At 40.2% G+C, this 22,255-nt stretch carries 12 protein-coding genes; 6 read left to right on the top strand and 6 right to left on the bottom strand.

The features are described 5' to 3' along the window. Positions 1 to 94 precede the first annotated feature (94 nt). Both EV194_RS04570 and EV194_RS04565 read left to right on the top strand, forming a co-directional pair. Entirely contained in the window at positions 95 to 1,759 is a 1,665-nt protein-coding gene (locus tag EV194_RS04570; protein ID WP_132432562.1) for a T9SS type A sorting domain-containing protein, read from the top strand. A gap of 148 nt (positions 1,760 to 1,907) precedes the next feature. After that, a complete protein-coding gene (locus tag EV194_RS04565) occupies positions 1,908 to 2,552 on the top strand; it encodes a hypothetical protein (RefSeq protein ID WP_132432560.1) in 645 nt (214 codons plus the stop codon). Between the two features lie 668 nt (positions 2,553 to 3,220). Here EV194_RS04565 and EV194_RS04560 read toward each other — a convergent pair. After that, complete coding sequence (locus EV194_RS04560) at positions 3,221 to 5,596, bottom strand: TonB-dependent receptor (protein WP_132432558.1); 2,376 nt, start codon at positions 5,594 to 5,596, stop codon at positions 3,221 to 3,223. A 318-nt stretch (positions 5,597 to 5,914) separates the two neighbouring features. Here EV194_RS04560 and EV194_RS04555 point away from each other — a divergent pair, with 318 nt between their 5' ends. From EV194_RS04555 to EV194_RS04545, 3 genes are read left to right on the top strand one after another with little or no spacing between them, the layout of a single operon-like run. Then, a complete protein-coding gene (locus tag EV194_RS04555) occupies positions 5,915 to 7,024 on the top strand; it encodes a hypothetical protein (protein WP_132432556.1) in 1,110 nt (369 codons plus the stop codon). An 11-nt stretch (positions 7,025 to 7,035) separates the two neighbouring features. Continuing rightward, positions 7,036 to 7,725: a response regulator transcription factor gene (locus EV194_RS04550; RefSeq protein ID WP_132432555.1), complete on the top strand. Its 690-nt coding sequence runs from the start codon at positions 7,036 to 7,038 to the stop codon at positions 7,723 to 7,725. Beyond that, a complete protein-coding gene (locus tag EV194_RS04545; RefSeq protein ID WP_132432553.1) occupies positions 7,722 to 9,089 on the top strand; it encodes a HAMP domain-containing sensor histidine kinase in 1,368 nt (455 codons plus the stop codon). Before EV194_RS04550 ends, EV194_RS04545 begins: the two co-directional genes overlap by 4 nt. A gap of 6 nt (positions 9,090 to 9,095) precedes the next feature. Here the strand turns inward: EV194_RS04545 and EV194_RS04540 are convergent, their stop codons facing one another. Next, positions 9,096 to 11,552: an alpha-ketoacid dehydrogenase subunit alpha/beta gene (locus EV194_RS04540; RefSeq protein WP_207915909.1), complete on the bottom strand. Its 2,457-nt coding sequence runs from the start codon at positions 11,550 to 11,552 to the stop codon at positions 9,096 to 9,098. 239 nt (positions 11,553 to 11,791) lie between these two features. On the opposite strand from EV194_RS04540, the gene cobO reads away from it, so the two are divergent. Further along, positions 11,792 to 12,325 (top strand): cob(I)yrinic acid a,c-diamide adenosyltransferase, encoded by a 534-nt coding sequence (gene cobO, locus EV194_RS04535; protein ID WP_132432551.1) that lies wholly within the window; start codon positions 11,792 to 11,794, stop codon positions 12,323 to 12,325. 71 nt (positions 12,326 to 12,396) lie between these two features. Here the strand turns inward: cobO and EV194_RS04530 are convergent, their stop codons facing one another. The 4 genes from EV194_RS04530 to EV194_RS04515 form a co-directional block, all read right to left on the bottom strand. Next, positions 12,397 to 15,507: a LamG-like jellyroll fold domain-containing protein gene (locus EV194_RS04530; RefSeq protein WP_132432549.1), complete on the bottom strand. Its 3,111-nt coding sequence runs from the start codon at positions 15,505 to 15,507 to the stop codon at positions 12,397 to 12,399. A 698-nt stretch (positions 15,508 to 16,205) separates the two neighbouring features. Continuing rightward, complete coding sequence (locus EV194_RS04525) at positions 16,206 to 20,711, bottom strand: InlB B-repeat-containing protein (protein WP_132432548.1); 4,506 nt, start codon at positions 20,709 to 20,711, stop codon at positions 16,206 to 16,208. A 235-nt stretch (positions 20,712 to 20,946) separates the two neighbouring features. Continuing rightward, positions 20,947 to 21,351 (bottom strand): Hsp20/alpha crystallin family protein, encoded by a 405-nt coding sequence (locus EV194_RS04520; protein ID WP_132432546.1) that lies wholly within the window; start codon positions 21,349 to 21,351, stop codon positions 20,947 to 20,949. A 134-nt stretch (positions 21,352 to 21,485) separates the two neighbouring features. Continuing rightward, positions 21,486 to 21,923, bottom strand: coding sequence for an Hsp20/alpha crystallin family protein (locus EV194_RS04515; RefSeq protein ID WP_132432826.1), 438 nt, complete (start codon positions 21,921 to 21,923; stop codon positions 21,486 to 21,488). Between the last annotated feature and the right edge of the window lie 332 nt (positions 21,924 to 22,255).

Here is a 22,255-nt window from a genome sequence, read left to right as displayed (position 1 = left end):
TATAAATTCTGAAAACTGTTAACAGGTTCTGCTTTTTCAGAGTTTTTTTTTTATTTGACCTAACAAATAGAGCCTGCCACAAAACTTATAAGCTATGAGTTCTTTACTAAAACATTCGTTTATAGCGATTTTTGTAAATATTGCTTTCAGTCTTTACGCTGAAGACCGAATTCAAAACCCCATCATTTACGGAACTCCCGATGCCTACCAAAATTACTTTGTTTTTAATTCCGGCGACCACCCTGAAATATTAAACTGGAGGGTTGATATTTACAAAATCATAAGAGAAGGCGATTCTGAAAACTATGAGTTAGTAGAAAGCCAATTCAGTAGAGATGGAGAAAATTATCTCAGAATTAACCCGCAGAGGTTTGAAGACCCCTCAACTCAAAAATTATTCAAAGTATATGGACAAAACTCTTCAGGTGAAACCATTGCAGAGGATCAATGGATTGAAAAAGCTATGTATCCGGCCACAGAATGGGTTCCGGTATGCTATTCTATTTGTAATGGACGAACATACGCTTACAAAATTGAAATTTTAGAAGAGTATAACATGAATACCGGACAGCCTCTGAATAATGGATATTCTGCTGTAAGGATAAACGGGAGTTATGGAACTTATACTTACGATGAAGATGATAATATTTACAGCCCATTATATAGATACATGAATTTTACCGAATGGGAGTCGCTTAAAGCGAACAGCCAAAGTACCCAACATGACCCCAATGCTTATCTTAACTGGAATACCTTTGCGCATTATGATGTCAGTTGGTCGGTATTTAATCAGAACAACCAGCAACTGGATGGGGTAAAACTTATGAAAATCCCCAACAGTACCACCGGAAATTATAGAGATATGAACAACCAGTGGATCGTTGATGATGTTTATGCAATACAAAAAGCCTTAGGTCATTACAAAGACTACCAGGAAATGGTAGCCATTATTCAGGTTTCTGCCGAGAGCGTTTGTGGAGAATTGGTGAGCCAAAACCCCGACGTTGAAATTGGTCTTTTCAATAATCATGCTAACACCTGGTTAGATTTGGATCCGGCTATTACCTGTAATGGAACGGGATATGACAATCCTCCAACAGATTGGGATGTGGGAAGCACAGGAAACTGGATGTCGATGTATAAAAAGGCAATTGATTTTATTCCACCCCCGAATGTAGGTGGGAACTCAGACTTTGGAGATATTTTTGAATGGATGGAGTTTATTTTTGATGAATTTCCCATATCAGATAACAACACGGGCGTCTATTGGTGGCCGGGTGATGATATTAGAACCATACAGTTCTATCAAGTAAGTGGTTCCAGGGATGACAGAACAGACTTTTCAACCCCCATAACCATTCATCAAGACGATTTGTTCGACTCAGAAGGTGCCCCAAAAAATCATTCATTTCCTATCAATAATGGCTTATATAGCTTGGTGCTCCATACTGAAACCAATATTTCATTACCATACATATTTGAAGTTGTTGGAAGCGTCCAAACCAGTGTTAACAGTCTAAAGCAAAACAACAAATATAACATTTATCCTAATCCAAGTAATGGGATTTACACCATTGAAGTGAGTCAAAAAAGCAGTGTCAGGGTTTTTAATATTTCAGGTCAATTGGTTCATTCATCAGAAATACATGAAGGTAAAACCCAAATATCAATGGAACATTTACCCGGAGGTTTATACAACATCGTGATCTATAACGACTCTTATCGAGTTGAAGACAAATTAATAATTTCTAAAAATTAATACCAAAAGCACTGTCTATCTTTAATGTTTCATCTGTTAATAATTTGTTATTAATTTGTACACGAAGTCTAGTGAGAGCTCGTACCGAAGCATCGGAACGAGTTCTCCCAAAACACAAGAATCAACGGAAAAACAAAACCATAAACAGATGGAAATAAAAAAATATTTTCTGGTGTTATTAATATTAATAACATCAATTCATTCTTTCGGACAGAAACCGGTTAGTGGAATTGTTCTTACAACCGATGAAACTGTTAATGATTCTGATATAAGAAGGTTACTTGCATTTGAAGGAATCGAATTTCTAAAAATTCGATATAATGGAGATGAATTAATCAACAAAAGTTACCGTATTACAGTAAAAGAGATATGGAATGGCAAGATAAAATCAGAATCCGATTTAATTAATTCAGCTGATTTTCCTGTTCGTAATATTAAAAGAATTAACGATACTATTTTTACAATAGACATCATTTCAAAACTTACATCAAACAACAAACTAAAAATGAGGTTTGCATTTCCGGGTGTTACAGTGGAAAGGCAGTTTGATGCCGTCAATTCTGAAAATTACAGTCTGAGAAACATGGTTGAGGGCAAGCATTCAAAGATTGAACCAGGAAAGAAATTCTATTTCCTTACCTACATGTTGCCCTATAAAAAAGATGAAGTTTTATATTGGTGTACTGTTTTAAATAGTGAAACTGAAATCGAAAATTGGGGTAAAGAATATGATATAGAGCACTATCTTGTTTTTGAGATGATTTTTGAGGCCGAAGATACAAATTGGACCTGATTTCCTAAAGCCTTGAGCGTCCTAACTCTATGATTCGCGTTAGATAATTTTTGTTTAATGTAGGGGCGTAGCGCTAACATCTTCTTAGCAGATAAGCATCAAACCAGGATCCAAGGGGCGTTAGCCCTGGCATCTTACTGCATAAACTACAACTCTCCAGAATCTGTTAGATTCATATTTAATCTATCACCTCCATTCCAGATGCATATTATTTATTAGATTTCAGGGCTAACGCCCCTCTGTTTTCTACGCTTGATACTTAATTCTACGAAGATAACAGGGCTACGCCCCTTAAAACAGGAGGTCATAAACCATCTGTTGTCGTTAAGATATTTCCATTCGCATATAATTAAGTTAATTCATTGGTATTATGAGAGTGCCACAGGCATTTGTATGCGTATGCTTGTTGTGAGTTTCTCTCTTATGGAACTTTCATATACTCTATAATTTGTATTTTAAGGTTCCCGAGTACTCGGGAGAACATCCATGAATAATCAACCTTACTTCGACTACGCTCAGTACATCGCCTGTGTGTTAATTTCCTTTGACATGGATGTTTCATATATTTTTAAAATTTATCAAAAGTTATTGTTTAAGAATAATTTCAATTCCCCTTGAATAATCATGTTACTGGGTAAGCACAGCTTACACAGTAACATAATCCGGAATCATCCAAAAACAATTCTATAAACAAGATTGAAATTTCGCCCTGGCATATTAAAACGCTCAGGTGCCGCAGGACCTAATTGTGGGTTAGGAAATCTTCTGACAACAGATAGGTGATCTTGATAGCTTGTGTTTAAAGCATTATCAACTCTAAAGTTGATTGAATGTGTTCCGGCATTTCTTATTGAGAAGCGATATCCGGTTTCCAGTCGTACAAGTGCATAACCATCAGTCGGCAACTCATCTGAAGGCACTCGGCTTTGAGCCGAAACATACCTAAAATTGCTCCCTGCTGTAAATTGGTTTAATACATAATTTAATCCTATGTTTGTTCTTAATGGGGGCATAAATGGAAGAGGATCTTTGTCTCCGTCACGTCGAGTTCCTTGTACATAATCCACACCCATGTCGACTCTCAAATTATCAAAAACAAAGTAGCTTCCTCTCAAGTCGAATCCGGCTAACAAAGCATCAGCCCCAAAGAACTGAACAGTGTTTGGAAATTCCCGATCGGGTCGAACTCTGTAAGGAATATTAACCGCCTCAACAGGATCAAGAGTTCGCAAAGCCACGTAATTATCAATGCGATTTACAAACCCGCTGACTTCAATTTGGAATTTTTCATTGGCATATTTTGAGAAAAGGTCGATTCCATATCCATATTCACTTTTTAATGTAGGATCACCAAGTTCAACTCTGGTTGCACCGGCATGCCATCCATCAGCATATTTTTCTAAAATGGTTGGATTGCGGTGGGCACGAGCTATTTGAATTCCTGTCTCCCACCCTTCGATTGATGCAGGACGAATATTAAAGCCTACCGACCCTACCACATTGAATGTTTCATCCGTGGTTTTTTCATCTTCAGGGAACCAGCGATTTTGAGTGGATGACAACCACTCCTGTTCAGCCCTTATACCAAATTGCATCCTCAGAGATTGGTTAAGAGGAACTTCCTGGAAGGTGAAAAATGCGAGATTATAAATATCTTCTCCCGGATGATATGCCTCTACACCATCCACTTCCTGATAACGACGATGCAGATTAAAGCCAAAAGTACCCCTGTCGAAAAAAGCAAATGGCCTGTGTAAAAACAGTAGAGAAGTACTAACGGTCTGTGTTTGTATTTCCAATTCCAACTCCTCGGGAAGTGGATCTGGCTCTCCCTCTTCCTGCAAAGATGATGAATAACTTAACCGGCCTTCAATCTCATCAATGAATGTATTTAGAGTTAAACTGGCATGAGCCTGAACATTAAATCTATTGATACGAATCTCCATCTCCGGCTCTTCTTCTATATACATTCCCGGGTTTGCCGGGTCACTCAATGATGCAAACTCAGGCACTCCATAATGATTCTCATAATAGCGTCCGGAAATGCCTCCTTTAAAACGATTGCTGCGGAAGCTCCATCCTGCAGAAGCAGTGTAACTATCTATTTGCGTGTTGGGTAATACTCCATCCGGAGTATTTGTCTCTCCGGCAGTTCTTCTGATAAATCGCAACGCCAAAGCCTGATCTTTTGTCCCTTTTCTAAGACCAACTGACTGAGTCATCAAGTTATTGACGGTAGCTCCATGAAATGCGGCGCCACCACTAAAACCTTCATCCCAGTGTGTTGGGGCATCTTCGGTAAAGAGATTTATTACACCTCCTAATGCACTTGAACCATACAGAAGACTTGCAGGGCCACGCACCACTTCAACCCGACTCATTCCTAATGGATCCAAAGTAATGGCATGATCTGGCGCCGTTGACTGAATATCGCCCATCCTTTCACCATTTTCAAGTACGACCAAACGCTCTCCATCGAACCCCCTGATTACAGGACGTGCAGGGCCTCCACCAAACGAACGTGAGCTTAAACCAGGCTCTCCATCAAGCATCTCTCCCAAAGACACCGAAGTTTTTCGAATGAGATCAGCTGTATTGAATGCCTGCACAGATTGATAATTAACAGGACTTCTGGTTGGCGATGCAGTAACCACCACTTCGTCCATGCGGACGCCTCCCGGCTCCATAAAAATTCGCAGAACATCTTGCCCGGCAGGGACATTGATATTCATCCGTTGCTGAGGATACCCGATAAAACTGACAATCATTTCGTAGCGACCAGCCGGAAGACCGTCCAAAGTAAACATTCCATCCTCTGATGTTACAACCCCCATACTTAACTCAGGGATATAAACCGTTGCCCCAGGCAAACGCTCTCTCTCATTCCCTCCGTCAATTACGAACCCTTTCACGGGGAAGCCTGTTTGAGCAGAGCTCTCTGAATCTCTTTCACCGGCAAATGCAATGATGCCAATGCTATAAAGAAAGAGAGTCAGAAAGGTAAAATTGCTTCTTGCTTTTCTTTTGAATCTTAAAGTAGTCATGGTTATTATTTTTTGGTTGTTAATTTCTAACCGCAAAACTACGCCACCCCCTTGTAACCTGTCGTTAGAGGACTTTTAGAAATAAATTAAAATAAAATTAGAATTATATCTAACTGTTTTACTGCAAATTAAAACCCCAGCCCAAAAAGAAAAAAAATCATATAATCCTATATATGTGCACTTTAAACCAACACCACCAAAACATCTCTAATGTTTTTCTAATTTTATTTTAAGTGTATTCTAATCATATAACCAACCACACTTACTAACTTTGCAACAGCAATTTAAAAACCCACATTTCATTTAAGACTACATCTTATGCAAGTCATCTCAATTCGTCTTTTTACCATCCAGATAGTCATTCTCACTTTACTAAACTCCACTGTTATGAATTCTCAAAACTCCATGGCTATTCCTCAAGTTGATTTGGAGATTGGTGGAGAGCTGTTTGCAAAGCAAACCACAGAATCGGGTAACTATATGATGGGTGTAGCAGCAGTAATGATTGATATTGATTTGGTTTTTAATGAAAAGGTTTCCCTGTTTGGAGCATTTCACTTCGACTCCTCTCCATGGCACGATTTACTCAACGAAACTCGTCAAACACGCATGACTGAATCATCGCCATACGATATAGAACTGGAAGTGGAAGAGTTCTACCTAACCTGGAATGCGACCAGATTTCTTACAGTTACTGCCGGACGTTGGTTCTCACGCATCTCGCCGGTAAACCAGTTGCATTTGGCCGATTTTCAGTTTAACATGAAACCACGGATATTTACATCTTATTGGGGAAGTAATCACGGAATGGCCATTGACGGTATAGGAACCAAACTGCATTATTCAACCGACAATTCAGAGTTAGCACTAAAAACGGAATTTGCAAAAAACGGCATTGAAAAAGAGAACACTCTATTCACCAACACCTTAAGCTACAAGCATACAAACGAACGCACAACCATTAATCCCCGCATTTTTGGATATTGGGAACATCAAACAACCAACCATCCATTTTTGGCTCTACAAGATGAAGAAAACTTTAAAATGCGAGAGCTACGAACCGGACTAAAAAAGAATGGATGGGGCGGCAGCCTGACCATCAGCCACAACATACGAAGCAATCAATCGCTGCTGTTTACCACCGAGTGGATGAACCGCAAATATGGAAGCAGCAATTACCCCGGTGCTTATGCTTTCCTGGTATATTCGCCATCTGAAAATTGGAGTGCAAGCATCATGTACCAGCAACTAAAACTGCCTCTTGCGACAGATGGTGTGGGAACCATAAACGAAAAGTCAATTATTTCAGGAATTTCCTGGTTTCCATACACAAATCACAGATTAAGATTAGAGTATCAGCATTATGGGGAAAAAATTTACCACGAAAATATGCTGTTGATGAAATACACTTTTATCTTTGATATTTGATTTCAGAAAACATGTATAAAATTCTGGTAATAGAGGACGAACAGCGCATTGCCACGCTTATAAAGCGTGGCCTGGAAGAAAACAGCTGTCAGGCAGATGTTGCCTACGACGGAGAAACAGGCAAAAAGCTGGCATTACGCGGCTCTTACGACCTCATCATCACCGATATCATCCTGCCAAAAATAAACGGGATAGACCTATGCCGGGAGCTTCGGGAGCAAATTCCCAATACACCAATCATCATGCTCACCGCACTGGGAACCACCGACGACAAAGTGGAAGGCTTTGATGCAGGTGCCGATGATTACCTGGTTAAGCCTTTCGATTTCAGGGAACTCTTTGCAAGAATACGTACCCTGCTGAAACGATATAACCAGATTGATAATAACAACCAGGCCATACTCAGTTATGCAGACCTGGAACTAAACATCCACACCAAACTGGTGAAACGCGACAACCAGGAGATACACCTCACTCCGAAGGAATTTAAGTTGCTTGAGTACATGTTGAGAAACAAAGAACGGGTACTGTCACGAACGGAAATAGCACAAAATGTGTGGGAGACACATTTTGACACCGGCACAAACTTCATAGATGTCTATATCAACTACCTGAGAAATAAAATTGACAAGAAATTTTCAACCAAACTGATTCATACCAAATCGGGCATGGGGTTTATGTTAAAGGATAATATATCATGAAAATTCGCACAAAACTCACACTGATATATAGCATTTTAAGCACGGCCATTTTGCTGGCCTTTTCCGCAGTTGTTTATTATTCTGCTCATAAAAGCCGCCAAAGTGAATTCTTTACCGCACTGGAGCAGGAAGCCATTACCAAAGCCAACCTCTTTTTTATTGCCAAGGTGGATACCACAACCTTGCAAACCATTTACCGAAGCAATATTGAAGTGATTAACGAAGTAGAAGTGGCCATTTATGATGCCGATTTTAACTTGTTATATCACGATGCAGCAGATATTGACCATGTGCAGGAAACACGAGAAATGATTGATGACATCATCAACAAAGGAGAAATTCGCTTCTTTCAGAACGACTGGCAGGTCATCGGGCTTCGTTACGAGGCAAACGGAACGGCATACGCCGTTACCGCAGCGGCATACGACCGCTACGGCTTCAGTAAGCTGTTTGACTTGCGAAACACCATTCTTACGGTTTTAATCATGGCAATGGCTGTGATTATTCTGGCCGGGCGCTATTTTTCAAAAAAGGCGTTTGACCCGGTAAAAGCCATGATTCGAAAAGCAGAGTCCATCACAGCCTCCAACCTGGATTTAAGGCTTCCGTCAACAGAAAACCGCGATGAACTTTCGCAAATGGCAGACACCTTTAATAAAATGCTCAATCGGTTGGAGGATTCGTTTAACTCTCAAAAGGAGTTTGTGAGCAACATCTCCCATGAACTAAGAACTCCGTTGGCCGCCATGACCACGGAACTTGACCTGGCCATTCAGAAAGAGCGTTCTGTATCAGAGTATCAGAAAATCATAAAAAATGCCTTATTCGATTCCAAACGACTGGCTGCTTTATCGAACAACCTGCTTGATTTGGCAAAGGCCGGCTACGACCCCCAGGAAATCAGCTACAAGGCAATCCGCATGGATGAAGTTCTTTTGGACGCTATGCAGACCGTGATGAAACATCATCCCGGGTATGCAGTCAACATCCATTTTGAGGACTTTGAGGAAAATGATGAAGCCGCAGAGGTATTCGGTAACGAATACCTTCTAAAAACAGCCTTCACAAAAATCATGGAGAATGGTTGTAAATTTAGCCCCGACAACAGATGCGAAACATTCATCCATCAATTCAAAAAAGACATAACCATCACCATAAAGGATAACGGAATTGGGATTCCGGAAGATGAGATAACAGAGATATTTCAGCCATTTTTCCGCGGCAGCAACCGTTCATACACCGAAGGAAACGGAATTGGGCTGCCACTGGCTCATAAAATTATCTCGCTGCACAAAGGGAGCATCAGCGTAACCAGTGAAACCGGAAAGGGAACCACTTTTGTGGTTACCATTCCCGTTATTTAGAGCATGTCATGAGTAAATAGGCGGAAATTTACCCGGACTGGCATCATTCATCAATTCATAAATGGCTTCGTAAACATCTTCGGCATTTGGTTTGCTGAAATAGTCGCCATCGGTGCCATAGGCCGGCCGGTGATCTTTGGCCGAAACAGTAACGGGGGCAGCATCCAGATGATAAAAACCTCCCTGCTCTTCCACCACTTTTTGCATCATATATGCCGTAGCTCCTCCCGGAACATCCTCATCGAAAAAGACCACGCGATTGGTCTTTTTAACCGACTCCACAATGACATGATGAATATCGAAAGGCAACAGTGTCTGTACATCAATCAATTCAACGGAGATGCCAACTTCTTCCAGTTGACGAGCAGCTTCCAATCCAATGCGAACACACGAACCATAAGTTACAAGAGTGACATCACGTCCCTCCTTCAATACCTCCGGAATTCCTAACGGGATTCTGAACTCACCAGGGTTCTCTGGCCTTTTTTCCCTTAAACGATACCCATTTAACGGCTCAATGACCAATGCCGGATCGTCTCCTTGTAAGAGAGTGTTGTAAAACCCGGCAGCTCGTGTCATGTCGCGCGGAACGCAAACATAAACCCCGCGTATGGAGTTGATGACCATACTTAATGGGGAACCGGCATGCCATGGGCCCTCCAGACGATGGCCGCGTGTGCTGATGATTAATGGGACTTTTTGTCCGCCTTTGGTACGGTAATGCAGCGTTGCTGCATCATCGCTTAATGTTTGAAGTGCGTACAACAAGTAATCAAAATATTGGATTTCGGCAATTGGTCGCAGTCCTCTCAAAGCCAAACCAATGCCTTTACCTATGATGGTGGTTTCTCGAATCCCTGTATCAAAAACACGATTTTCACCATACTTCTCCTGCATCCCCTCCAGAGTCTGATTAACACCTCCAAGTTTACCGGTATCTTCTCCAAAAATCATCAGTCGGGGATCACGGGAAAGCATGGCATCAAAGTTTTGCAAAAGGATCTCACGGCCATGAATCATCTCAGAGTCAGAAACATACTCAGGCTCTACAGGCACAACTTTCAACACAGATCGAGGCGACTCATCATATAGAGAGGTATTGTATTTTTCATGTCCCATTTTCCGGTAGTCCACCACCCACTGCTTCAGCTCGTTTTTCAATCCGCCGGGAATGTCGCAGTTGGCACAAACATTGCGCAACACCTTGCGGGCTGCACTTAAAATCTCTTTGCGATTGAGCGTATGAGCCGTCTGCAGTTGATGTATGGCTTCATCGATCTGATTCTGACGTGCCAGATTACACACACAATGTTTTGAAGTTACCAGGTGAATAAGCTCATCGCGCTCATGCTCCAGCGGTTGCATAAATTTTTGGTAAACCTCGTTTCGAATCTCTTTGATCTCTTTTAAAGCCTCCTCTTCAATTTTATCTAACTCTGTATCAACGGCCAGCCCCGACTCCACAATCCACTCACGCATACGAACCAAACAATCGTTTTCCCTCTCCCATTTCATTCTCTCTTGAGATTTATATCTCTCATGTGATCCGGAAGTAGAGTGCCCCATGGGCTGAGTTATTTCATCAACATGAAACAACACGGGAACATGCTCTGCACGACAACGGGCGATACCCTCTTCGTACATCTGGCACAGACCTGCGTAATCCCACCCTTTAGCGCGGTAAATTAAAACACCATTTTTATCACGTGCTCCTTTTTCAAAGCCTTGCAGGGCTTTGGAAATGCTTCCCTTAACGGTTTGCTTTTCGGTTGGGACAGAAATAGCAAATCCATCATCCCATACAGAAACGGCCATTGGAACTTGCAAAACACCGGCAGCATTCATGGTTTCAAAAAAGTGGCCTTCGGAAGTACTGCCATCTCCAATGGTAACAAAAACAACTTCGTTGCCTTTGTTGCTGAACTGTGTGAGTTGATGCAACTCTTCATTGTTGCGATAAAACTTGGAAGCCAGCGCCAATCCTACCGAACGGGGCATTTGCCCAGCCGTTGGGCTGATGTCAGAAGCAGTATTCCCGCCTTCCATCTGATTGCGCCAGTTACCATCCTCATCGATAAAACGAGTAGCATAATGGTTATTGAAGGAGCGTCCGCCATTATCGGGATTCAGTTCTGTACTGGTTTCTCCGTATAAAAGTGCAAAGAAATGGTGAGGCGTCGTCATTCCGGTAGCCAGCATAAAAGTTTGGTCACGATAATAGCCGGAACGCCAGTCGCCATTACGAAATTGTTTAGCCATGGCAATTTGAACCACCTCTTTGCCATCACCAAAAATACCGAATTTGGCTTTACCGGTCAGCACCTCTTTTCGGGCTATCAGGCTCATCTGCCTGCTCAGATGTGCTGTTTTATAATCGTTTAACACCTCATTTTTAAAATCCTCGAAACTTAGATCGATATCGGATGTTTCTGCCATCTCCATATAGTTTTCTCTTGAATGCATACAAATTTATTAAAATATCAGTACTAACCCGCCAGTCTGTACCGGTAAAATGGAATATGCAGCCACAATTCAAACAGACAACAGAACGGAATGTTTAATAAATCTTACAACCATACTGATAATCAGAAGGAAATTTGAATCGAATGCAGTTTTATAAATCACTATGAAACATTGGCTGTTTAGTTCCTCCAAAATTGTGACTTATTGCTAACTTTACCCAACAAATTAAAAAATTAATCATGACTCATCCAACTTCAGAAAAAGGATACATTCAAGTATATACAGGCAATGGCAAAGGAAAAAGCACTGCTGCCTTCGGGCTTTCGCTCAGAGCAGTGGGAGCCGGCAAAAAAGTGTTTTTTTGCCAGTTTGTAAAAGGAAAAATCTATTCAGAAATAGATGCCATTCGGCAATATCTTCCCAACATCACTTTAAAACAGTACGGTCGTGGTTGTTTTATCTATAAAAAACCTGAACAGGCCGATATTGAAGCGGCAAAGGAAGGCTTACGAGAGATTTCAGAAATTGTGAAATCAAATAAATACGATCTGATTGTGCTTGATGAAGCTAATATTGCATTATATTACAATCTCTTTCAGACCGATGATTTGATTGAGATTCTCAGACAAAAACATCCAGCCACCGAAGTGGTGATAACCGGAAGATATGCACCGCAGGAATTGATGGACTTTGCCGATTTAGTAACTGAAATGAAGGAGATAAAACATTACTACGCCAATGGTGTAGAAGCAAGAAAAGGGATTGAGTTTTAACTCAACCCCTTTTATGTAAACCCACTGCATTGTCAATTACTTACAACTACAACAAAATGATTAAAGAAATACTATCTTCTTATGATTAATTTTAATGTTTTCATACTTATGTTATCGCTAACCTGAAGGTAATATAATCCGGATTCCAGTTCCTGGAAGTCACAATTGATAGTTTTAATCCCCCCAGATAAATCCGTTTTCTTATGCAAAAGAATCCGTCCATTGATATCATAAACTGAAATATTTATTTCACCTGGATTAAAGTCTGCTAATTCTAAAGTAAATTTACCAGACGATGGGTTCGGATAAACAGCTACATCCTGATTTTTTGAATATAAATTTGATATACTCGTTCCGTTTCCTTCAGAAGCTTCGGTTATTAGTGCATTGATTTCCTCTGAACTTAACGGATAATTATATATTCTAAAATCATCTAATTGTCCATTAAGATAAGGGTCCGGGAATTGAGATCTCCCGATTAAATTATTTTGCGTAATACCCAAATAATTTGGTAGTAAAGTCATCTCGGTATTCTCTGCAACCATAAAACCATCGACATATAATCTGGCAGTTTCCCCTTCCATAGTTACGGCAACATGCTTCCATTCGCCAACAGGAAGAGACGGTCCGTTTAAAATTTGTTCGCCTACATCCTCCGTGCGTATAGCAAAACGCAATGAGCTTCCTGTTTTTGGTGTTAAAAACATATATTTACTGGTATTATCTCCAAAATCAAAAATTCGCTGCCAATCACCTCCCCCATTCCACTTAATCCAAGTCGCAATGGTTAGTTGCGAATAGGTAACTATTCCATTTGGCAACTTTACATAGTCGTTATTCCCACTAAAATTAATTCCTCTCCCGATTAAGCCATCTGGATATGTTGGAGAACCGAAAGCCGTTCCATGCTTAGTTCCTTTACTATCCCTGACGTTTCCTTCAAATTCGTAATGATTCATTAAAGAAGGTGGCTCATTACTAACAATTAAAGACGCTCTTCCTGATTCATTTCCTGCAGCATCTATTGCACTAACACCAAATGTAAAAGTTGATAAATCTTCAAATTCACTAAGGTCATACGATGTAATTGATATTGTTTCCACAAAGTTGTTGTTAACAAATATCCTATAACCAACAACCCCAACATTGTCAGTTGAAGCGGCCCATGACATCAAAATTGTTGTTTCGGTAAATTCTGCTATAAGGCCTGTGGGAGTTGTAGGTGCTTCAATGTCGACAGTCATCACTGTAAACAACTCACTCTCGGATGAGTTGCCGGATGGATCTACGGCTACAATAATAATTGAATACTCAGTCCCCTGTACAAGGTCAGAAATTATAGCTGAATTATCGTTTGTTATCACCTTAAGGATATCATCAACATAAACTTTGTAAACTTCCACATATATATTATCAGTTGATTCATTCCAGGTTAATGATATAGATGTATCAGTTTTTTCAACAACTGTAAGACCTGTTGGTGGGGTTGGAGGTTCTTCATCATCAATTCCCGGGTCGGGTAGTGTGGTTACTTCAAGAGCCTCGCTGTCCTCAGAAACATTACCTGCAACATCCAATGCTCTGACAGTTATTAAGTAAGTTGTATTAAAGATCAGACCATCAATTACAGCAGTCGTTTCAGTTGTATTATAAATCAATTCGCCATTAATATAAACCCCATAACTCCCATTGGTCTCCAATCCATCCCAACTTAAAGAAAAGCCGTTGTGCTTAATGTAATTCATGCTAAGTCCGGTTGGTGCAGCAGGCGGAACACCAATCAATTCCCACTTTGCACTTTCCCGGCTATCATCTTGCCACATTCCTACATTATCGCCATTGTTATCCCTCCCCATTCCGTCAAGAAAAAATCCAGTCCCAATATTTCTGATGGTAAAAATTTGTTCATCGACCCTTGTTGTGTCCCACTGTTGGTTTACATGTCCACTTTCACTCCACTGTGCACAGTTCGATCCATTTCCAAATCCATCACCACCCATTGCATCCAGAAATAAGCCTGTCCCACGGTTCCGTAAACCAAAATCCCCTCCGGGAAACCTCTCCATTTCCCATTGTGCATTAAGACTTGTACCTTCAATGGTTTGCCCACCTAGTGATCCATTAGCAGTACGTCCCATTCCGTTAAGGTACATACCGGTTTCTACGTTTCTAATTTTATAGGTAACAGGTCGGTCAGCATCGCTACAGTATCTGCTTAGATTAGCATAAGTCCCTGCTCCTGAAGTACTCCAACCGGTATTGCTACACCCCGACTCAACCCGCACGTTTGAAACATCTTGTAGCCAAACACCGCGTCCGGCTCCCCATTGGTCGATGCAATCTATTGCTTCAACATACTTTACTGTTATATTGTAACTATCAGACAGCACAAAAAGCCCCCTTCCACACTCTCGGGCAAACAATGTATCTGCAACCATATCGTGAGAGCCATTTGCAAAACGCATGCCGGCATAACCACCCAAATAACTGCATCGGTAGGCGTCTACTGTGCCAACTGTTCCATTTGACGTTGCATTAAATTGAACTCCGGAACCTCCCGTGTTTCTTGCAATAATGTTATCAACATGAATACCTACCACTCCATATGTTTCGAGTCCATGAGATCCAGTGTTCTCAAAACGGCAATTGGTTACTGTTACGTTGTGGATACGAGCTTCCCACGGATTGCTGGCTCGGCTATCAATCCTAATCCCGATGTGTGCATTGGAAACAGCAACATTGTTTACAACAATGTTGTTACTTGCTGTTAACCGAATTCCGTAGGTCCCTCCCCCTTTAACTATTAAGTCATGAATCTCTATATCATTTACATTCCTGGCATTAATCATTTGAGTATCATTGTTACTCCGTGTTAACGTATTGCCATGGAAAAACCATTTCTGTCCATTAGCCATTGATATTGAACTGGTCAATGCACCGGAGCAAAGGACATGAATTTCACGTCCCTCTACAGGAGCTACATTACTCCAGATTACATTGTTCAGAGCCTGAGTAAAACTTGATGTTGTGCCCCTGTCTATTCCATCAATTCTCCAGATATAACTATCGCCTTCCTGGCGTACCTCATTAGGATAAGATGCTTGTAAATCATTATTGGAGAATGCTCCCAACAACAATACTGAAATAAAGCAATAATAAAAATGTACAAGATTCCTTTTCATAGATTTATAGTTTTGTATTTTTTGGTTCCAAAATAGAGAGACAATATTCTATGCGCCCTAAAATTGTAGTTCTTTTTACTTTTATTGATTTTCTCAAAAAAACATAGTTTACTTTGGCTGAAAAACTTTATAAAACTCTCAATTATCAAGGGGGACAATTCGCAATTAGGAGTCCTTACTTGTTTCAAACACGCATCCAGATATGTTTCTGAAACATCCCCAAAAAAGAATATGGATACAATAAAAAAATATTATACAAAAAGCCAACATCTCACCAAGCACTAATTGTTAAACAATGGCTAAAATAAGCAAAAGTATACAATATACTATTATTAATTCGTATACAATTGAATCTGAATATGACTAATAACAGCCAGACTCTGTATTGTTCAGAATTTTATTGGGAATTTTCCAACGTCCGATTAAGTTATAACAAACCCTCAACCGTAATGGGTACCAGCTTTTTCACCTTCCCTATCGACTTCTTGAGGTGGCTCATATATAATCCATGTATGAACCGAGTGGATGCTTAGGCCTAACGACAGCCAGGTCATTTAACTCTAATAAGAAGAGTAAGGTTTTACTATTAAAAATCTGTTTAATTGACATTTAATAGTAAAACCCTTTATACTTTCTGAATTAAACTAAACACATTTAACCTCAAAAAGGGGATGTGATCATAGCCGGAGCAAAAAAAACTATAGATTAACTAAAACGGGCATAACTTCAACACCATCATCCGTTACTATTTTTAAGAGGTATATACCAGACGATAATCCTCTCATATTGATTTCAGCTTTAAATGCTGCATCATTTTTCCTTAACAACAATTCACCTGTAGTTGCGAACAGAACCAACTGATGCATGAACTTTTCAGACTCAACCATCAAAACATCAACAACTGGATTCGGATACACTTTAATACCATTTAATCCGAACTCATCCAAATTGTTAGCTGTTGTAAAATTGGCAAAAAGCTGAACATTTCCTGCAGGCATAGTAAACAACACCTCCTGATCTGTTCCGAGAATATTTCCGTCTGCGTCCTGCCAATTAACAAACACATAACCTTGAATAGGAGCAGCAAACAGAGTGATTTCATCTCCTATATTATACCATGTCTGCTCCAAATCCATGGTCACTAAACCCGTATGAGGAGGGACAATATTTACTCCAAAAGAGAAATCTATGAGTTCAAAGTTGGCATTAATTACATAATCTCCGGCAGGCATCACAACTTCATATATTTCATCCCAACCGAGGTCGTTACCTTGGGCATTTGTCCATTTGACAAACCTGTAGCCTTCGGCGGGATCAGCGGTTAAAAGAACCCGTTCGTTAAAATAAAAAGAATCCTTTTCCGAGTCAACGTGAACGGTTCCGGCATCATCAGGGGAAATGTTAACTGTTAACAGATAATCTCTACGAGAGTATTCTGCAACCAAAACCGTATTTGCCGAAGGCATTTCATAATAAAAGAGATCATCAGTACTTATAATCTGGTCACTCTCATCCCTCCATCCGATGAAATCATGTTCAATTGCGCTTTGTGTGAATAATCGAACCATAGTACCTGCCGAGAATTCGCCTCCACCAGTCACTGTGCCCCCCTCTTCCGGCGAGACCTCCAGGGTTAATTGGAAACGCTCCGGAGGGAAGTTATGGGTGTCTGGTTCAATTTGCCAACTTAAATAAGGATAAGACACGCCCTCCTCAATGCGCCAAATCTCATCAAAATCCCAGTTTGCAAAAGTGGATTGAGATAACATCTCTGTAGTGGTTCTTCCATAAGTTCCCTGCCCTTTACCTGCACAGTCTTCCTGACTTGAGGCCTCTTCATCCCAATAATTACCAACGACATCATCAGGATTGGTTACTATTGACCCAATAACACCGCCTATGTTTTCATTTGATGTAAGGGAGACTGCATAAGAATTTTCAATGCTAATGTTTCGTCCAATTCCAATTAAACCTCCACTAGAAACTTCTCCGTATATTGAAGATGATGCATAAGAGTTCACAATACTACTACCGATACTATTCTCTCCAATTAATCCTCCAACAGTATAATCTCCTTGTATTTTTCCTGTAAACAGAGATTCACTAATATCAACATTTCTGGAATTTCCAACCAATCCACCGACAGCACGAGTCCCGGTGACCTCACCCGACATCCAGGAATTTTCAATAATAAGGTCTTGTCCTGACCCTACGAAACCACCTACGTGATTAGTCCCGGATACTTTGGCCTCATAAAGACCCAATTCCCGAATTACAGAGCCTCTTACTATTCCGAAAAAACCAACGTTAAACCATGAATCAACATTGATATCAACTCCTAAAATAGCATGTCCATTCCCGTTAAATTCAGCAGCTTTAAAATAAGGCATGTTGTACCCGGGAATGCTTTGTACATCAACATCATTTGTCAACCTAAAACGCTTATCCTCATCGGCAATAAATGCTAACACATCCCTCATCCCATCAAGAGAACTTATATTATAATAATCGCCATCAAGCACTAGTGTTTCATCATAATCGGAGATACTCATATGTAAATCATTAGAAATCCAATGGTCAAACTGACTTCCAAAAATCCCACCAAGAGTAATGGTGTTTTCTCCATTGATGGTAACCTCATCAATGTTGTAATATGAATTCAATATTGTACAATTACCCTCAGCAACTCCCATCAAACCTCCAAGATGGTTCTCCCCCACAACATTTCCGGTTGAGAAACTGTTAATAATCTGCAGATGCCGATTGGAAGATATAAACCCTACAAAGCCACCACAATACAAATTGCCAGTTACACTACCTTTTGAATAACAATCCTCAATGATTGTGTAACTTAGGGCTCTTCCTATAAATCCTCCTGTATAACTGCTAGTTCCGGAAACATCTCCGTAGGCAGAAGATCGAGATATGCTCGTAAAATTAGATGCATATCCGGCAAAACCACCCACAGACGATTGACCCGAAACCATAACATCAGTAATGCAATCAGAAATAGTACTTAGATGTGTACTCTCCCCAACCATTCCGCCTATCGCAGCACCACCTTGCACAATTCCGGAAACAGAAGAATTTTCAATAAATAATCCACTGTTTACGCTTCTATTAACTCCTACTAACCCTCCAACCGAATTACTTCCAGTAATGGCAACATCTTTTAAATGCACATTTTTGATTACAGAATAAGCAAGCATTCCGAATAAACCAACAGCATCCTCTTCGGGCCTGTTGATATACAAGTTTGAAATGCTATGACCATTTCCATCATATACTCCGTTAAAGGCATTAGCATAAAGAGGACCTCCTATGGGCTTCCAACCATTATCCACATTCCAGGGGGCAACCCCTAAATCAATATCATTGATTTGGGTGAAATGCTTATCCCCATGTTCCTTCCCGGTGAACCTACGAACATTATCAAGTTGTTCAGCATTCTCAATCAACCAGGGATTCTCCTCCGTACCATATCCCACATCAAAATATCTTTTAAAAACAGCTGTAATCACCGCATTCGATTCGGGCATTGTATAAATAAGGACGGTGCTGTTTCCTAATTCGTTTTCATCATCATCTTCCCAATTTGCGATAAAGCATCCTTCAACTGGAACAGAGATGATTTTGATTTCTTCTCCCGGGTTAAAATAAGGCCGGTCAGGAACTATTTCAACCACTCCTTTATCGGTATCCGATACATTAACCTGCAAAGTATAAACTCCGAAATTAGCTGTAACAACAACATCATCTGCCGGCATTGTATATACAAACTCCGCATCTTCACTTAAAACAGTCCCATTTTCATCAGTCCAGTTTGCAAAAAGATACTCACCGCTGGATGTAGCATTAAGAGTAACCTGATCTCCTACATGATAATGCTCCTTATCAGGGTCAATAGATACCTCTCCCGCTCCTTCGGGGTAAGCTTCCGCAGAAAGATTAAAGTCCACATAATCATGATGCGCTGTTAATAAAGCATTCTCATAGGGTATTACAAAAACAAAGCTATCCGCATGGCTGACGACCTGATCATGTTGATTCTTCCAATATAGAAATTCAAAACCAGGTTGAGCCTCAGATTTTACAAAAGCAATTGTACTATTATGGTATTCTCCGGCACCTGATAGTTCTGCCGAATTCTCCGGGCTACTCTCCAAACTAAGCATGATTTTCCCGGGATAATTATGTGGCCATGGTTCTTGCTGCCAAGTTGCATATCCATAGGCCTCACCATTTGGGAGTGTCATTCCTGCAGCAAGAATAGAATGCATCACATCTGGATCCAGAAGCTCAGCTGTTGTATATGGCGTCCCTGCCCCTTCAGGATTGATCCAATCAAGCCCGGAAGTCTCTTTATTCCATGCATTTTGAGAGGTTGTCCCTTCAGCTAAACCAACTAAACCATCACCGAAAATTTCACATACAATCATTCCCGTGCTATAGTTGTTGGAGACAGCAGCATTAAGACTGTGCCCGATTAGACCGCCGCCAAAAGAATCTGCAATTACAGAAGCGTTGCTGTAGCAACTTCTTACACCTTGAGGAAAACTAGCAAAAGAGTTAAATCCAACTAGACCTCCAACTCTCTGCTCCCCCTGAACCAACCCCAGGCTAAAAGAGCCAAAAACATAAGCTCCTGTATTTCGGCCTACCAATCCTCCTACATACTCGCGACCATTAACAAAGCCTTCAAAAAAAGAATCTTCAATGGTTGATCCGCCGGAGTTATATCCCAACACGCCACCAACATGATCCCTTCCAGTAACATCGCCATTTACAATCCTTACATTTTTCAGGATAGCACTATTGGCTATATATCCAAACAGCCCTACATAATCTTCACCGGGTCGGTTGATGTAGAGCCCCGTAATTTGATAACCATTCCCATTAAAATTTGCCTGAAAGCCCTGACCATCATAGTCATTTCCTATAGGACGGCCAATAGGCTCCCACCCTAGACCTGAATTGTAGGGTGCAATATCCAGATCAATATCGTTTGTTTGCTCATAAAAGATATCATCCCATTCGGAATTGGCAAATAACCGGAGATTGTTTAAATCTTCCACGCTTTGAATCAAAAACGGATCGTTCTGCCAACCCATTCCATCAAAGTAATCATGAGGATTTTCATAGGATTGGGCATTTGAATAAACAAACAAAAGAAAGGAGAATAAAAAAATCGTAGATTTGAGCATGACTCTGAGTTTTGGTTTAAATATAGATGAGTTGTATTTTACTAATGCAAAAATGATGAGTATAAATAACCCCTATACTTTTACGCAAAAAAAAGGCTTTTGTTACAAAACATGTCGTTTTCAACATTCTTGAAAATAAAAAAATAAAAGAGACTCATCGTCTCTTTTATTTCAGTTGTATCCCCCTAACCACTTTAATTCTATACCATCTAACCATTTACAATTCTCATTTAAATCATGCAATCGCAATTCTCCTGATGTTACTTTCGTATCCCTTTTTCTTTCCAACTGAAATAGAAAGTATGCCATTCTTCATATTGGCATCTATTCTATCCTGATCAGCAGATTCGGGCAAACGAAAAGATCGTGTAAATGAGCTGTATCCATATTCCCTACGAATCCAGTTGGCATTTTTCTCCTCGTTTGAGTAATCTTTTTGAGATGATATGACCAGATAATTGTTTATCACTTCTATCTTAACATCTTTCTTATCTAAACCTGGAAGTGCAACCTCAATGTTAAAGGCTTTATTGCTGTCTAAAACGTTCGCAGGCAAGCCATCATCACCCTTGCCAAACATTTTCCCCAAAAAACCTGAAATTTTAGGTTTTATATCTGATGTCCATTTTGCTATTTCCATAACCTTGTGATTTAATGAATTTCACCAGTAATAATAAAAACCACCTTGTGAGAAAAATAGGGGTTATCCCCGATTTATAATTAAAGGAAGTAAATTACAAATGCAATCAGAGACAACCCCATATCCCTAAGATTTTACTTGATCTCAATCATTTTAGCGGGCTTTGGCTTAGCCTCCTCCTTTTTCGGGATGCTGAGCAACAAAACACCGTTTTCGTAGCGTGCCTCAATTTTATCTGCATCCACAATATCGGGCAGGGTAAAACTGCGGGTAAATGATTGATAACTAAACTCTCTGCGGGTAAATTGTTCATCCTCTTGTTGGTCTTTCTCAGATTTCTTCTCTGAGGAGATGGTGAGGGTGTTTTGGTTTAACTCCACTTTAAAGTCCTCCTTTGAGAGTCCGGGAGCAGCCATCTCAACCTTGTATGCTTCATCGGTATCCTTAATGTTTACTGATGGCAGTGTGGTATTGGTGGTTGAGAAGTTCCGGTTCGACCAGTCAAACAACTCATTGTCAAAAAAATGGTCGAACAACGAGGGAAGATGACCAGAAAATCTTGCTAGTGTCATAGCTTTGTCCTCCATTTTTTAGTTAAACTTTAATTTACTCTATCCATTATAGTCACTAACAAACTACATACCACCAGGTAATGCGAGTCAATTTTTCATAAAAAAACAGTCATAAATGACAATTTGTCATTTATGACTGTTTTAATAATATAAGAGTTTACTTTTACCCCATAGTCCTTAACCTGCATTATTCACAAATTATCTATTACGATGCTCAACTACCTACTAAATCTGGACGTCCTCAATAAAATTGATTTGAAAATAATTCATTATTCCCTTCATCAATTTTCGTTGCGGTTGTCCATATTTATTGGTATTTGATCATCTCATTA

This window comes from Natronoflexus pectinivorans, from assembly GCF_004345615.1.
Lineage (GTDB): Bacteria > Bacteroidota > Bacteroidia > Bacteroidales > Marinilabiliaceae > Natronoflexus > Natronoflexus pectinivorans.
This window is presented reverse-complemented; position numbering and strand designations above follow the sequence as displayed.